Origin of the sequence: Mucilaginibacter auburnensis, assembly GCF_002797815.1 — a bacterium.
GTDB classification, from domain to species: domain Bacteria; phylum Bacteroidota; class Bacteroidia; order Sphingobacteriales; family Sphingobacteriaceae; genus Mucilaginibacter; species Mucilaginibacter auburnensis.
This window is the reverse complement of sequence record NZ_PGFJ01000001.1, coordinates 272,121-285,866: the sequence shown is the minus strand read 5'-3', so window position 1 is coordinate 285,866 and position 13,746 is coordinate 272,121. Positions and strand designations below refer to the sequence as shown.

The window sequence follows — 13,746 nt, the reverse complement described above, 5'->3', positions numbered from 1 at the left end:
ATCAAATCGGTGTCATCAATTTAAAAAGCATTAATCGGGCATCCTTTTTGCTATCTTTGCAACGCTTTGAACATCCGTGATATATTAGACAGATATAAAGCTGATGACCGGGTTAAGGCGCTGGCTACAGCCATTAACAGCACTAAAAACCCTCGCATACAGCTTCGTGGTTTGGTTGGATCTGGAGATGCAACCCTGGCGGTAGCTTTGTACTTTTTGCAGCATAAGCACATGGTTTTTGTGCTGCCCGAACGTGAAGAAGCCGGCTATTTTCAGGCAGACCTGGAAAACCTTACCGGTAAGGAAGTACTGTTATTCCCATCATCTTACCGTAAGCCATTTGAGTTTACCCAGCCCGATAGCAGCAATGTACTGGCGCGTGCAGAGGTATTGAATGAGCTGAACCACGCTACGGAATTTGGTCAGCTGATAGTTACTTACCCTGAGGCTTTGGCCGAAAAGGTAATTGACCGTGCATCCTTAGAAAAAAACACCCTTGAGATATCCGTTAACAACAAACTCGGAATTGATTTTGTGAACGAGTTTTTGGTAGAATATGATTTTGAGCGTGTTGATTTTGTGTATGAGCCGGGTCAGTTCTCCATTCGTGGTGGTATTGTCGATATCTTTTCGTTCTCGCATGATCTGCCTTATCGCGTTGAATTTTTTGGCGATCAGATAGAGTCTATCCGCACATTTGAGATAGAGAGCCAGCTATCTGTTGAGCATGTTAAGAGCATTACCATTGTACCTAACGTGCAGTCTAAATTTCTTACAGAGAATAACATATCGCTGCTGGAATATATTGACCCGGGTAGCCAGGTATGGATAAAGGATGTACAGTTTACGTTTGATGTAATTCAAACCGGCTATAAAAAAGCTACACAACTGTGGAATGCGCTATCTGCCGAAGAGAAAAATAAAAACCCCGAGTGGATAGACCCCAAATTCAGTTTTACAGATGATAAACTGATTGCCGACCAATTGCATGATTTTCCGGTAATTGAGTTTGGTAAGCAGTTTTTCTATCAGGCTACAGAGGTGGTTAACTTTGACATGCGCCCGCAGCCATCGTTCAATAAAGATTTTAACTTGCTCATTCATAACCTTAAAAACAATGAGGCTGAGCATATTGAAAACTTTATCCTTACCGATTCGGCAAAGCAAATTGAGCGCCTATACGCCATTTTGGATGACCTGGATAAAACCACCAAGTTTACCCCGGTTAATATATCTATTCGCGAAGGTTTTATTGACCGGGAGCAGCAGATAGCCTGTTATACCGACCATCAGATATTTGATCGCTACTACAAATATAAGCTTAAAAAGGGCTATCAGCGCTCGCAGGCCATTACTTTAAAAGAACTGCGTGACCTCAAGCCCGGCGATTATGTTACCCACATTGACCACGGCATAGGCAAATATGCAGGCCTGGAGAAGGTGGAAGTAGCCGGTAAACAGCAGGAGATGATCAGGCTGATTTATGCCGATAACGACCTGTTGTATGTAAACATCAACTCGCTTAACCGCATATCAAAATACAGTGGCAAAGAGGGCACCGTACCCAAAATGAACAAGCTGGGTACCGATGCCTGGGAGAAGCTAAAGAAAACCACAAAAAAAAAAGTTAAAGACATAGCCCGCGACCTTATCAAGCTTTATGCTGTACGTAAGGCGCAACAGGGTAATGCTTTCTCGCCCGATAGCTATCTGCAAACCGAACTGGAGGCCTCTTTTATATACGAAGATACGCCCGACCAGGAAAAAGCTACTGCCGACTTTAAGCGCGATATGGAATCGCCACACCCTATGGACCGTTTGATTTGCGGGGATGTAGGTTTTGGTAAAACAGAGGTAGCCGTTCGTGCGGCATTTAAGGCCGTGGCAGATAGCAAGCAGGTAGCCATATTGGTGCCTACCACTATTTTGGCGGCACAGCATTACAAAACATTCAGCGACAGGCTAAAGGGCTTCCCTGTTAATATTGATTACGTTAACCGCTTTAAATCAAGCGGGCAGATCAAACAGACGCTGGAGAAATTAAAAGAAGGTAAGGTTGACATCATCATTGGTACACACCGCTTGGTGAGTAAGGATGTTAAGTTTAAAGACCTCGGCCTGATGATCATTGACGAGGAGCAAAAGTTCGGCGTAAGCACCAAAGAGAAACTAAAGCAAATGCGTGCCAATGTGGATACGCTTACGCTAACAGCTACACCAATACCGCGTACGCTGCACTTCTCACTGATGGGCGCACGAGACTTGTCCATCATATCCACACCACCACCTAACCGCCAGCCTGTAGTTACCGAGCTGCATGTGTTTAATGATAAGCTGATAAAAGAGGCCGTTGAATACGAACTGGACAGGGGAGGACAGGTGTTCTTCATCCACAACCGCGTAGCCGATCTGCCACAACTGGGCGGATTGATACGCAAGCTGGTGCCCAAAGCGCGCATAGGTATTGCACACGGGCAATTAGAGGGCGATGACCTGGAAGATGTTATGCTCAAGTTTGTGAGCCATGAATATGATGTATTAGTGGCTACTACTATTATTGAAGCCGGTTTGGATATTCCTAACGCCAATACTATCATCATTAACCACGCCCATATGTTTGGTTTGAGCGATCTGCACCAGATGCGGGGTCGTGTTGGGCGCAGTAATAAAAAGGCTTTCTGTTATTTGCTGAGTCCGCCGTTATCAACTTTGACCAACGAGGCACGTAAGCGTTTGAGCGCCATTGAGGAGTTTTCAGATCTCGGCAGCGGCTTTAACGTTGCCATGCGAGATCTGGATATACGCGGCAGTGGTAACCTCTTGGGTGCCGAGCAAAGCGGTTTCATTGCCGAGATAGGCTTTGAGATGTATCATAAAATACTAGACGAAGCCATACAGGAGTTGAAAGACGATGAGTTTAAAGGATTGTTCCCTGAGGATAAGCCGAAATCATTCATCAGCTTTACGCAGATAGATACCGATATGGAAATACTCATCCCTAATGAGTATGTAACCAGTTTGTCTGAACGTTACAATCTCTACTCCGAGCTATCCAAATTAGAGAACGAAACCGAGCTGCTGGCCTTTCAGCAAAAACTGCACGACAGGTTTGGCCCTATACCACCACAGGTGAACGACTTACTGAACACCATGCGTTTACAATGGTTGGGCAAGGCTTTAGGCTTCGAAAAAATATCATTAAAAAAAGGCGTATTGCGGGGCTATTTCATTGCCAACCAGCAATCGGCTTACTTTGAAACACCGGTGTTCCGCAGCATATTAGGCTTTGTGCAAGGCAATCCACGCCGCACCAGTTTAAAGGAAGTGAAAAACACCCTGCGCTTAGGTATTGAAGATGTAAGGGATATTGACGAAGCGGTTGACCTGCTAACTTCTATATTGGAACCCGAAAGCGTGTAAGTTTTCTCGGGTGTCCGTCTGCTTATGCCCTTAAATCCGGACGAACGGACACCGCAAAACAAAATGCCAACATATCCCTCCTCGGGGAGGGTAGGGAGGGGTTAATTCGCGTGCTACACCGCCGTGCTAACCCCTCCCTGCCACCTCACAGGCAGCCGCACCCCTCCCCAAGGAGGGATTTAAAGAACAAACACAATAACTAAATAACAACGAAAAATTATTCGAATATTATTTGCTTTTAAACGCAGTTTATTGCGAGGTACGAAAGTAATCCCGGACTGGATAGCTATCCCACGTGTTTATCCGCTAATCACGAGCGTTCATCTATCAGCGGCTTGTCGCTCAGGATTGCCACGCTATCGCTCGCAAAGACGGGTTGGGAAATGCGCGATGCGTTACCCCATCAGTAACTGTCCGCTTCCAAAGCAGACGTACGCCCTAACAACTACCATCTACCAACACTGCTAAGTAGTTATTTATTCACTCCACCTTTTGTAACCTAAGTAGATGCTGCCTAAAAGTTCCCAAAACAAATCCAGCTACTTTTTATTTTTCTGTTAGAATGAAACATTTACCAAAAAACGTAGCCCTCACAGGGCAATTGAAATGGGTTGAGCGAATAGCCTCCGTTATGGACGACAAATTCCGCCTCCCCGGTACAAAGTTTCGCTTTGGGCTTGATCCTGTTCTAAACTTTATCCCCTTTGCTGGAGATGTTTCCGGCTTTATCGTATCAGCAATGCTGCTTTATGTAATTGCAAAGAACGGTGCGGTAAGTCGTAAGGTACTTATTTTAATGGCGGTTAACATTTCCGTTGATGCACTTCTTGGCGGGATTCCCCTCTTAGGGCAGATCACGGACTTCTATTTTAAAGCAAATACCCGCAACATTAAACTGCTAAAAGAGCATTACCAGGAAGGCAAACACCAAGGCAGCGGTAACGGCATTATCGCAGTAATAATAATAGTATTGGTAATTGGCCTTGCGGCAACTATGTATGTGTCTTACCTGATTCTGCTATGGTTATTCGAACTTTTTTGATAGCTCTGATAAGCTAAGGTTGGTTCAAAAGGATTGTACCCGATGCAGTATTAGCTATTTGCAGCCGGCGCTTTACCTCCGCCTTTACCTTTGTTAAAAGGCTTGCGGCGATTGTTATTTCCACTGCGGCGATTTTTGTTGGGCTTGGCTTCGTGGGCTGTTCTAACCTCGGCAATGCCTACAATATGTTCAGGCAAAGGGTGCTGGGTTATCTTTTTATCCATCAGCTCCTCAATGCTTTTTAAACGGCGCTCATCGCGGTGGTTTACAAAGGTAATAGCGGTCCCTGTGGTTTCAGCTCTTGCTGTACGGCCAATGCGGTGTATGTAATCTTCGGCATCGCCGGGTACATCAAAATTCACAACCAGGTCAATACCTTCTACGTCAATACCCCGCGAAAGCGCATCGGTACCTATAATAACCGGTAACAGCCTGTTTTTAAATTGCAGCAGGATATCTTCACGCTCTTTCTGCTCCAGATCTGAGTGAAATGCTTCAACCTTCAAGCCTGCATTTTTCAATTCTTTGCTTAAAGACCTCACAATTTCTTTTCGCGAAGCAAAAATAATGGTGCTTACAAAGTCGCCTTCCTTTAAAATGTGCTGTAATAAAGGCACTTTCTGCTGGTCGTGCGCGCGGTAAATTTGCTGGTCAATACCAACAGCCGGTTGAGATATGGCAATGTTGATCTGCTCAGGGTCTGTCAATATTTTTTTAGCCAGCGTTCGTATGCGACCCGGCATAGTGGCCGAGAACAGCAGTGTTTGGCGCTCTTTAGGCAAATAGCTAATAATGCGCATAATATCATCGCTAAAGCCCATATCCAGCATGCGGTCGGCTTCGTCCAATATCAAATACCTGATATGGTTAAGCTTTAACACGCCCGATGTAAGGTGCGCTATGAGCCTGCCCGGCGTAGCTATTATAATGTTTACATTGTTTTGGATGCCACGTCGCTGCTGCTCATAAACGCTGCCATCGCCACCGCCAAAAACTGCTATTGAAGTTACACCTGTAAAATAAGCCAAACCCTCGGCCTGCTGGTCTATCTGCTGCGCCAGTTCGCGGGTTGGGGTAAGCACAAGCGCGGTTGTTTGTTCAACATTGCTGCGGCCTATCAACTCCATTACGGGTAATAAAAAAGAGGCTGTTTTACCCGTGCCTGTTTGAGCGCAGGCAATCAGATCTTTGCCATTTAAAATTGCAGGGATAGCCATAGCCTGTATAGGCGTGGCTTGTGTAAACCCCATGCTGCTAATTCCCTCGGCTAACTGTTCGTTAAAATTAAATTCCTGAAACGTCACTATATACTTGTAAAAGTGCCAAGTTAAGTAAAAATAAGCGTATTACGCTTGCCCTCAGGATTGGATGTAGCTTTGCAGGTGCTCAATGGTTTGCTCATGAAACAAAATGGTTTCTGTAACCACATCATTAATAGAGATGATACCCAGCAGCATGTTATTGGCAAAAACAGGCAGGTAGCGCACGTGCGCATCACTCATCAGCTGCATACAATCATCAATAGTGCTGGCAGGCGCAACGCGCGGCATATCGGTGCTCATAATATCGCGCACCAAAGTATCTTCGGATGAGCGGCCCATTAAAACCACTTTACGGGCGTAATCACGCTCGGTTAGCAGTCCGGAATATTCGTTGTTTTCGGTAATAACTACCGAGCCCACGTTTTTTTGGGCCATGAGTTTCAAGGCGTCTAAAACGGATGTAGCGGCATCAGTGCTGATAACAGCCGTGCCTTTCCTACTAAGGATGTCTGCAACTTTTCTCATAAGTGGTTATAATTGGTATTACTATATTACAACAAACAATTTAAATAAAAAAGCTTTAACTGATTTATTTTTAATTGTTTACACATGTAACCACTTTGTATTGCTAATCCCTGTCCCTGCTAAGTTTGGTAAATGCCAGCGGATTTTCGGCCAGTTCCAGTCCTTCTTTACGGTTACGCACTATGTGAATGGCAGTAAATAATGCCTCACGGAATGATACCTCAGAAGCTTTGTTTTTTCCGGCGATATCATAAGCAGTGCCATGATCAGGAGAAGTACGAACAAAGTTTAAACCTGCCGTAAAGTTAACACCCGATTCAAATGCTATCTGTTTGAATGGGATAAGGCCCTGGTCATGGTACATGGCCAGTACCGCGTCAAATTGCATGTAAGTGCCGTTGGCAAAAAAGCCATCTGCAGGGTACGGACCGAATGCCAGTATGTCTGCCGCCCTTGCCTCTTCAATAGCGGGGATAATAATATCCTGCTCTTCGTGGCCCAACAAACCGTTGTCGCCTGCATGGGGATTCAAACCTAAAACAGCAATTTTGGGTTTGCGTATCCAGAAATCCTGCTTCAGGCTGGTATTCATCAGCTTCAATTTAGCCAGAATTTTTTCGGTAGAAAGATTGGCCGCAATGTGCGATACCGGTATATGGCCGGTCACTACGCCTACCCTTAAAGTATCGCTCACTAAAAACATTAATGAATCACTCGCCTTGTCTGCATCCTGCAAGTATTCGGTATGGCCGGGAAAGTTAAAGTTCTCTCCTTGTATAGTGTCTTTATTGATTGGCGCTGTAATCAACGCCTCTATCTCGCCCGAAAGCAGATCGGCAGTAGCTTTTTCAAGCGACGAGAAAGCAAACTTGCCAAGGTCTTTATTAGGGATGCCGGGTTCAATCTTCACTTCTTCTTCCCAGCAGTTTATCAGGTTAGCGCGTTTGTGCTGCGCCTGCGCTGCATGGGCTATTACGTTAAAATTAAGGTCGTTTATTTCGGTAGACTTTTTGTAAAACGATGCCAGTTTAACGTGGCCATAAACAATTGGCGTACAGTAGTTCAGTATTTTACTGTCGGCAAGTGTTTTGATGATGATCTCTAATCCGATGCCATTTACATCACCTATACTTATACCAACCTTAGGTTTCTCGCTCATGTTATTCTATATAATAAAAAGATTTTTAGGCCTTTCGTTCCTGATAAAAGAACAAATATGACGTAATTTGTTCAATATATATACTGTAATATGTCATTAGTTAGGGCGAAGAAGCATTTAGGTCAGCATTTTTTAACAGATAAAAACATTGCCACTAAAATTGTGGATGCGCTGCGCCCCGAAGGTAGGTATACCCAGGTGCTGGAGGTTGGCCCGGGCATGGGCATCCTGTCAGACATATTACTGCAGCGCGAAGGCTATGAGGTGCATTTGATAGACATTGATACAGAATCATACGAGTTTCTTAAAAAAAAGTACCCTGAGCTGGGCAACAGGCTCATCAACGCTGATTTTTTAGAAATGGATTTTGCCGCAGCCTTTAGCGGCCCGATGGCCGTGATCGGCAACTTTCCTTACAACATATCATCGCAAATACTTTTTAAGATATTGGATAACCGCCATCAGGTTATTGAAATAGTTGGTATGTTTCAAAAAGAAGTCGCTGAGCGCTGCGCTGCCAAACCCGGCAGTAAAGAATACGGTATTTTAAGTGTGTTTTTGCAAGCTTATTATAAGGTTGAATACCTGTTTACGGTGAAAGCGGGTGTGTTTAATCCGCCACCTAAGGTGCTCTCGGCTGTTATACGTTTAACACGAAATGAAAAAGAGACGCTGGATTGTGATGAGAAACTGTTTTGGCAAATAGTTAAAGCGGGCTTTAATCAACGTAGAAAAACATTACGCAACGCTATATCGGCATTGATCAACAAAGAGAAAATGGGCGAAGATGCTACTTTGGAGTTACGCGCGGAACGGTTAAGCGTGGATGACTTTGTGGCGCTTACAAAACGTGTAGCTGCTTCAAGGTAATATCTTTACACTGCAAACATTTCCTTTATCTTATCAACGCTCAAAGGTTTAGAGATAAAGTTTTGTACCAGCGGGTATGATTTAGCCTTATTGATGTCGTTACTAAAAACAGACGATGAGATAATAAATATTTTGGTTTTACCTGCCGGGTCAATATTCAGTCGGCGGTACTCGTCTAAAAACTCCCAGCCGTTCATTATCGGCATGTTAATGTCCAATAAAATAAAGTCGGGCAATTCGTTAGGATCTCGTTTTTGTATTTGCAACAGCTCATCAATAGCAAACCTGCCGTTTAAACAGGCCGATATTTCGGTGTTCTCAACAGCCTTCTTTATCAGCTTGATAGAGATGAAATTATTTATCTCATCATCATCAACTAATAAGATGCTTACAGGTTTATTATCGGTACTCATGCTTTGTTATACGTATCGGGATTTAAAAAAGTTATACTCCTGTTAGTTGTATACGATTGTTTCTCTGCAAAGTTACAGGTTTAAACAAATATAACTGATTATACTTTTATTATATCCCTACGTCATTTCAATATCATCATAAAAAAATAAAATGCAACTACATTGCATTTGTGTATATTTGTGGTGTGACGGCAAAAAAACGCAGTTCCCGACTTGACCGGATAGGTATAACCGCATCAACGCTATGCGCGCTTCATTGCGCGGTAGTACCGCTGATGCTTACCTTTTTGCCATTGGCCGGGTTAGGCTTTTTAACGCATCCGCTTTTTGAATGGGGAATGATATTGCTGGCTTTATTGTTAGGCGTATCATCCATTTTCTTGTCCTACTTTCGTACACATAAACGCCCTGCGCCATTACTGTTGTTGTTGGGAGGGTTTGTTGTAATAATTGCGGGGCATACATTATTACACGGGTGGATAGAAGCTATTGTGGTTCCGGTGGGTGGTTTAACCATAGCACTGGCGCACTTTTTAAACTATAAATATGTGGATAGCTGCAGTACCGAAACTCATTTTTTTCACCTGAAACACCGCAGGCATGCAGGGCACCTGCATGATTAACATAAACTATTGTTAATCACATTGTATTGTTAGTAAATTTGTTGCTCTGTTTATTTAACGGTAACTCAATGGCACATACACACAACAGCGAACAGCATTTTGAGCATTTGCTTAAAAAACATAACCTTAAACGTACCGAACCACGCTTAAGGGTGTTATCTATGCTTTCACAAAAAAATGTTGCTACCTCTCAGCCCGACCTTGAAAGTGTGATAGGCAATGTTGACCGTGTAACCCTGTACCGTATTTTAAGCGCATTTGAAGAGAAAGGCATCATCCATAAAGTATTTGACCTTAACGGAACAGCTAATTATGCCCTGTGCTCGTCTGACTGTGATGAGCATGACCACCGGGATGAGCACCTGCACTTTAATTGTACCAACTGCAATAATGTTTACTGTTTAGATGATCATGATTTCCCTCAGATCACCCTTCCGCCGGGCTTTAAACTGGAGAGCTTTAATTTTACCGCAACAGGCCTTTGCCCTAAATGCAGCTAAACTTTCAGAACTTTTTCCGGTCTTATTTGTAGCCAAAACAAACTATTCTTAATGAAGAAACCGTATACCCGTTTAAAAACCGGCCTGCTGAGCTTTATACTTTCTATAGCGTATATTTCGCTTAGCTCATTTACATATCAGGATAGCAGCAAAAACAGTACTCCTACATCGGGCTTTAAGTTTAAAACCATTGTAATTGATGCCGGTCACGGGGGAAAAGATCCGGGTGCGCATGGCGCAAGTGCTAACGAGAAAACAGTTGCCTTAGCTATTGCCAAAAAACTACGGGATGCCATTAAGGCCCAAATGCCGGGCATAACCGTGGTAATGACACGCTCTGATGATACATTTATTGAGTTGAACCGTCGGTCGGAGATAGCCAATAAGAATGAAGGTAACCTGTTTATATCCATCCACTGTAACTCCTCTCCTGAAAAGCCGGGACGACGCAAAGGCGTAATGATGCTGGTGTACGGCTACCACCGTGTTGCCGAACAGCGGGAGGCCATAATGGAGAATGCTTCTATCTATCAGGAAAAGGATTACAAGGAAAAATATAAAACCTATGATGCTGCTGACCCTATCAACCGCATTGTGCTAAACGCTTACCTGCAAAAGTACCGCAAATATAGCATCCTGTTTGGCGATTTCCTGAACAAGGAATTTAAGAGCGATGGCAGGCAGAGCATTGGTGTAAAAGAGCAGGGCGTACTGGTGCTTGCCCATAGTGCTATGCCCGCGGTATTGGTTGAAACCGGATTTATTAACAACCCTGAAGAGGAAAAATACCTGGCATCAGACGATGGTCAGAATGAAATTGTACAGGGCATTGTACGCGCTGTTAAAAATTTTAAGACAACTATAACAGCCAATTAATTTTTATATATTTACTTCTACGGAAATGGTGTCTTCCGACTGAACCGCCTTAAAAAGCTGATGGCGCCTGCAAATTATTTTATTACATGGTTTTGCTGTGAAGCAATGCTGTAAATATTTTTTGTAGGCGATGAGCACCTTTTCGAAACTTTTACCTTCCGTTAAACTGATATCTTTTAAATACCTTTTACGCAACGCTGCGTATGTTATACCTATGGCTATTGCTATAGGCAGCATGGTAGCCTTGTTTTTGTGGCTGTTGCACTGGGCCATCAGTTTCAGGTTTACACACCCTTACTTATTGTATGCGCTGCCTGTTGCAGGTGTGGCCATTTGGTACGTTTATAAAGCCTGGGGCGCCAATGCAGAACGTGGTAATAACCTGATCATGGACGAGATCCATACGCCGGGCGGTGGTGTGCCTAAACGCATGGCTCCACTGGTATTAGCTGCTACTGTAATAACCCATCTCTTTGGTGGTTCGGCAGGGCGCGAGGGTACGGCAGTGCAAATTGGCGGAAGCATAGCACAGTTTTTCAGCAAGCTTTTTAAGTTAAATGCTATAGACACCCGCATTATGCTCACTGCCGGAATAGCCGCCGGCTTTGGCGCAGTATTCGGTACGCCATTGGCCGGTGCTATATTTGCCCTGGAAGTATTAACCATTGGCCGTATACAATACGATGCATTATTAGCCTGCCTTGTAGCGGCCATAGTTGGCGACATGACTGTAAGCGCATGGGGTATCCATCACACGGCTTACCATATCGACATCATTCCAAAGGCGGTAGGCTACTTTACTTTCGATTCAATACTGCTGTTAAAGGTGATCATAGCATCGGTAGCATTCGGTTTAGCGTCGCGTCTTTTTGCAACAGCGGTTCATTCGGTAAAAGCAACCATGACCAAGCTCATTAAAATTGAATGGCTTATTCCTGTTATTGGTGGCATTATTATTATTGCCCTTACGTTTATAAATGGCAAGCCAGATTATTTAAGCTTAGGCGTTGATGCGGAATATCCGGGTGCAATTACCATCCCATCTGCCTTTGCTAATGGCGGCGCTGATACCTGGAGCTGGTTATGGAAAACCATTTATACCGCCGTTACATTGGGTACAGGTTTTAAAGGGGGCGAGGTTACCCCCCTGTTCTACATAGGCGCTACTTTAGGTAATACACTTTCTTTATTAATGGATGCCCCTGTAAGCTTGTTTGCCGCTTTAGGTTTTATAGCCGTTTTTGCAGGCGCTACCAACACGCCGTTAGCCTGTACTTTGATGGGCGTTGAATTATTCGGTGGCGAGTATGTGCTGTTTTTTGCTGTAGCTTGCTTTACGGCTTACTATTGTAGTGGCAGTTCAGGCATTTACAGCGCACAACGCATTGCTGTACCCAAAACAGCTGTTAAAAGCTAATTAAAATAATAGCTTAAGCTTTTGTAAACTATTTGTGACGTTGCCATATTTCACAGCTAAAGTTCTTTCATTAGCTTATAAATTGAGCGTAAATACGCCATTTTTGCAAACCAATACCATTTAGCACTTTAATTCACCTTTATAAACAAAACATTACCATTATGTCTAATCTGTATCGTTCATTAAGCGCTGTCAAAAAACGACATGCAAAAAACGCTGTTGTAGCGTTAGCGCTGGGCTCGGCCATTGTTGCTGTACAATGGGTTGACCCTAAGCCAGCTGTAAAAAAGGATGGCGCTATCAGCGCTTTTTTGGCTGAAAAAGGCCTGAAAGATTATTACAAAGATTATTTCTCAATTGGCGTTGCTGTTAATGTGCGCAACACATCCGGTGGCGACGAGACCGAGCTGATCAAAAAAGAGTTTAACAGCATTACGCCTGAAAATGACATGAAAATGGTGTCGGTTCACCCATCTGAACATGTTTGGAACTGGGAAAACGCCGACAAAATTGTTGACTTCGCTGTTAAGAACGGCATCAAAATACGTGGGCACAACCTACTATGGCACACTCAAGTTGGCGCATGGATGTTCAAAGACAGCCTAACCGGCCAGAATGTAAGCAAAGAAGTACTTTTAAGCCGCTTAAAAACACATATTACAACTGTTGTAAATCGTTATAAAGGCAAAATTTACGCATGGGATGTGGTAAATGAGGCTATTGATGATAAAGAGGATGTGTTTATGCGCAACTCGCTTTGGTATCAAATTGCTGGCGATGACTTTATTCCTGCTGCATTTACCTACGCACATGAGGCCGACCCGAAAGTGGAGTTATACTATAATGACTACAACGAAAGTAACCCAACTAAACGCGACAAAATTTATAAGCTGGTTAAAAGCCTGTTAGATAAAAAAATTCCAATTACCGGTATTGGCTTACAGTGCCACTGGAAGGTTGAAACACCATCAACAGACGATATCAGAGCAGCATTTGCAAAATATGCTTCGTTAGGTGTCAAATTACAAGTAACTGAGCTTGACGTAACCGTGCGCAGGCCAACTAAACCTGGTGAAACGCCTGATACCATTGCTGCTTACACTCCTGAAATGTCAGCACGTCAAACAGCGCGTTATAAAGAGATCTTCGAGATCTTCCGCGAGAACAAGAAATACTTGAACAACGTAACTTTCTGGAACGTGGCAGATCGCGGCAGCTGGTTAGATGGCCGTAACAGCTTAGCAGGTGGCGCAGCAGCAACACAAGCGGCTCCTGGTCAAGGCCCACGTCCGCAAGGTGCTCCACCGGCAGGTGGCCCTCCGGCAGGTGCACCACAGGCAGGCGCTCGTCCGGCTGGCGGTCCTCCGGCAGGTGGCCCACCAAGAGGTTTTGGCGGTCCGCGTTTAAAAGCTTACCCGTTGTTATTTGGTGTTAACTTAGAGCGTAAACCGGCTTACTTCGCAGTGGTTGATTTCAAGAAATAAGACATCCCCAGATAAAAAGAAAAACCCGCTTTGTTGATCAGAGCGGGTTTTCTTTTTATATAGATGTCCGTCCGCTCAGGATACCGAACGCTTTCGGACGGAGGGTGAAAACTGCGTCAATCAACCCAACACGTCATTGCGAGGCACGAAGCAAT

12 protein-coding genes and 1 riboswitch are annotated in these 13,746 nt (G+C 44.1%); of the genes, 8 read left to right on the top strand and 4 right to left on the bottom strand.

The window, feature by feature from the left end; translation table 11 throughout:
- Positions 1-66: 66 nt before the first annotated feature.
- Entirely contained in the window at positions 67-3,420 is a 3,354-nt protein-coding gene (gene mfd / locus CLV57_RS01295) for a transcription-repair coupling factor (protein WP_100339559.1), read from the top strand.
- Positions 3,421-3,982: 562 nt separating this feature from the next.
- Positions 3,983-4,462, top strand: a complete 480-nt coding sequence (locus CLV57_RS01290; protein WP_100339558.1) for a DUF4112 domain-containing protein — start codon at positions 3,983-3,985, stop codon at positions 4,460-4,462.
- Between the two features lie 50 nt (positions 4,463-4,512).
- On the opposite strand, the gene CLV57_RS01285 is transcribed toward CLV57_RS01290, so the two are convergent.
- The 3 genes from CLV57_RS01285 to pdxA form a co-directional block, all read right to left on the bottom strand.
- Entirely contained in the window at positions 4,513-5,766 is a 1,254-nt protein-coding gene (locus CLV57_RS01285; RefSeq protein WP_211290011.1) for a DEAD/DEAH box helicase, read from the bottom strand.
- 54 nt (positions 5,767-5,820) lie between these two features.
- Positions 5,821-6,249 (bottom strand): CBS domain-containing protein, encoded by a 429-nt coding sequence (locus CLV57_RS01280; RefSeq protein WP_100339557.1) that lies wholly within the window; start codon positions 6,247-6,249, stop codon positions 5,821-5,823.
- 103 nt (positions 6,250-6,352) lie between these two features.
- On the bottom strand, positions 6,353-7,408 hold the full coding sequence (gene pdxA / locus CLV57_RS01275; RefSeq protein ID WP_100339556.1) for a 4-hydroxythreonine-4-phosphate dehydrogenase PdxA: 1,056 nt from the start codon (positions 7,406-7,408) through the stop codon (positions 6,353-6,355).
- 90 nt (positions 7,409-7,498) lie between these two features.
- Between pdxA and rsmA the strand changes: the two genes are divergently transcribed.
- Complete coding sequence (gene rsmA / locus CLV57_RS01270; RefSeq protein WP_100339555.1) at positions 7,499-8,278, top strand: 16S rRNA (adenine(1518)-N(6)/adenine(1519)-N(6))-dimethyltransferase RsmA; 780 nt, start codon at positions 7,499-7,501, stop codon at positions 8,276-8,278.
- A gap of 5 nt (positions 8,279-8,283) precedes the next feature.
- Here rsmA and CLV57_RS01265 read toward each other — a convergent pair whose 3' ends face one another.
- A complete protein-coding gene (locus CLV57_RS01265; protein ID WP_100339554.1) occupies positions 8,284-8,691 on the bottom strand; it encodes a response regulator in 408 nt (135 codons plus the stop codon).
- Between the two features lie 185 nt (positions 8,692-8,876).
- Between CLV57_RS01265 and CLV57_RS01260 the strand changes: the two genes are divergently transcribed.
- From CLV57_RS01260 to CLV57_RS01240, 5 genes are all read left to right on the top strand, one after another.
- Positions 8,877-9,314 (top strand): MerC domain-containing protein, encoded by a 438-nt coding sequence (locus CLV57_RS01260; RefSeq protein WP_100339553.1) that lies wholly within the window; start codon positions 8,877-8,879, stop codon positions 9,312-9,314.
- Positions 9,315-9,382: 68 nt separating this feature from the next.
- A complete protein-coding gene (locus CLV57_RS01255) occupies positions 9,383-9,814 on the top strand; it encodes a Fur family transcriptional regulator (RefSeq protein ID WP_100339552.1) in 432 nt (143 codons plus the stop codon).
- A 51-nt stretch (positions 9,815-9,865) separates the two neighbouring features.
- Positions 9,866-10,690 carry an N-acetylmuramoyl-L-alanine amidase family protein gene (locus CLV57_RS01250; protein WP_100339551.1) on the top strand — a complete coding sequence of 275 codons (825 nt, stop codon included), beginning with the start codon at positions 9,866-9,868 and terminating at the stop codon, positions 10,688-10,690.
- 12 nt (positions 10,691-10,702) lie between these two features.
- Positions 10,703-10,767: riboswitch (Fluoride riboswitch) on the top strand.
- Between the two features lie 53 nt (positions 10,768-10,820).
- Positions 10,821-12,107 (top strand): voltage-gated chloride channel family protein, encoded by a 1,287-nt coding sequence (locus tag CLV57_RS01245; RefSeq protein WP_100339550.1) that lies wholly within the window; start codon positions 10,821-10,823, stop codon positions 12,105-12,107.
- A gap of 161 nt (positions 12,108-12,268) precedes the next feature.
- Positions 12,269-13,591, top strand: coding sequence for an endo-1,4-beta-xylanase (locus CLV57_RS01240; RefSeq protein WP_211290010.1), 1,323 nt, complete (start codon positions 12,269-12,271; stop codon positions 13,589-13,591).
- Positions 13,592-13,746 lie beyond the last annotated feature (155 nt).

Coding starts and splice junctions, on each gene's coding strand:
- CLV57_RS01290 (WP_100339558.1), top strand. CDS start 3,983: ATGAAACATTTACCAAAAAACGTAGCCCTCACAGGGCAATTGAAATGG.
- CLV57_RS01280 (WP_100339557.1), bottom strand. CDS start 6,249: ATGAGAAAAGTTGCAGACATCCTTAGTAGGAAAGGCACGGCTGTTATC.
- pdxA (WP_100339556.1), bottom strand. CDS start 7,408: ATGAGCGAGAAACCTAAGGTTGGTATAAGTATAGGTGATGTAAATGGC.
- rsmA (WP_100339555.1), top strand. CDS start 7,499: ATGTCATTAGTTAGGGCGAAGAAGCATTTAGGTCAGCATTTTTTAACA.
- CLV57_RS01265 (WP_100339554.1), bottom strand. CDS start 8,691: ATGAGTACCGATAATAAACCTGTAAGCATCTTATTAGTTGATGATGAT.
- CLV57_RS01255 (WP_100339552.1), top strand. CDS start 9,383: ATGGCACATACACACAACAGCGAACAGCATTTTGAGCATTTGCTTAAA.
- CLV57_RS01250 (WP_100339551.1), top strand. CDS start 9,866: ATGAAGAAACCGTATACCCGTTTAAAAACCGGCCTGCTGAGCTTTATA.
- CLV57_RS01245 (WP_100339550.1), top strand. CDS start 10,821: ATGAGCACCTTTTCGAAACTTTTACCTTCCGTTAAACTGATATCTTTT.
- CLV57_RS01240 (WP_211290010.1), top strand. CDS start 12,269: ATGTCTAATCTGTATCGTTCATTAAGCGCTGTCAAAAAACGACATGCA.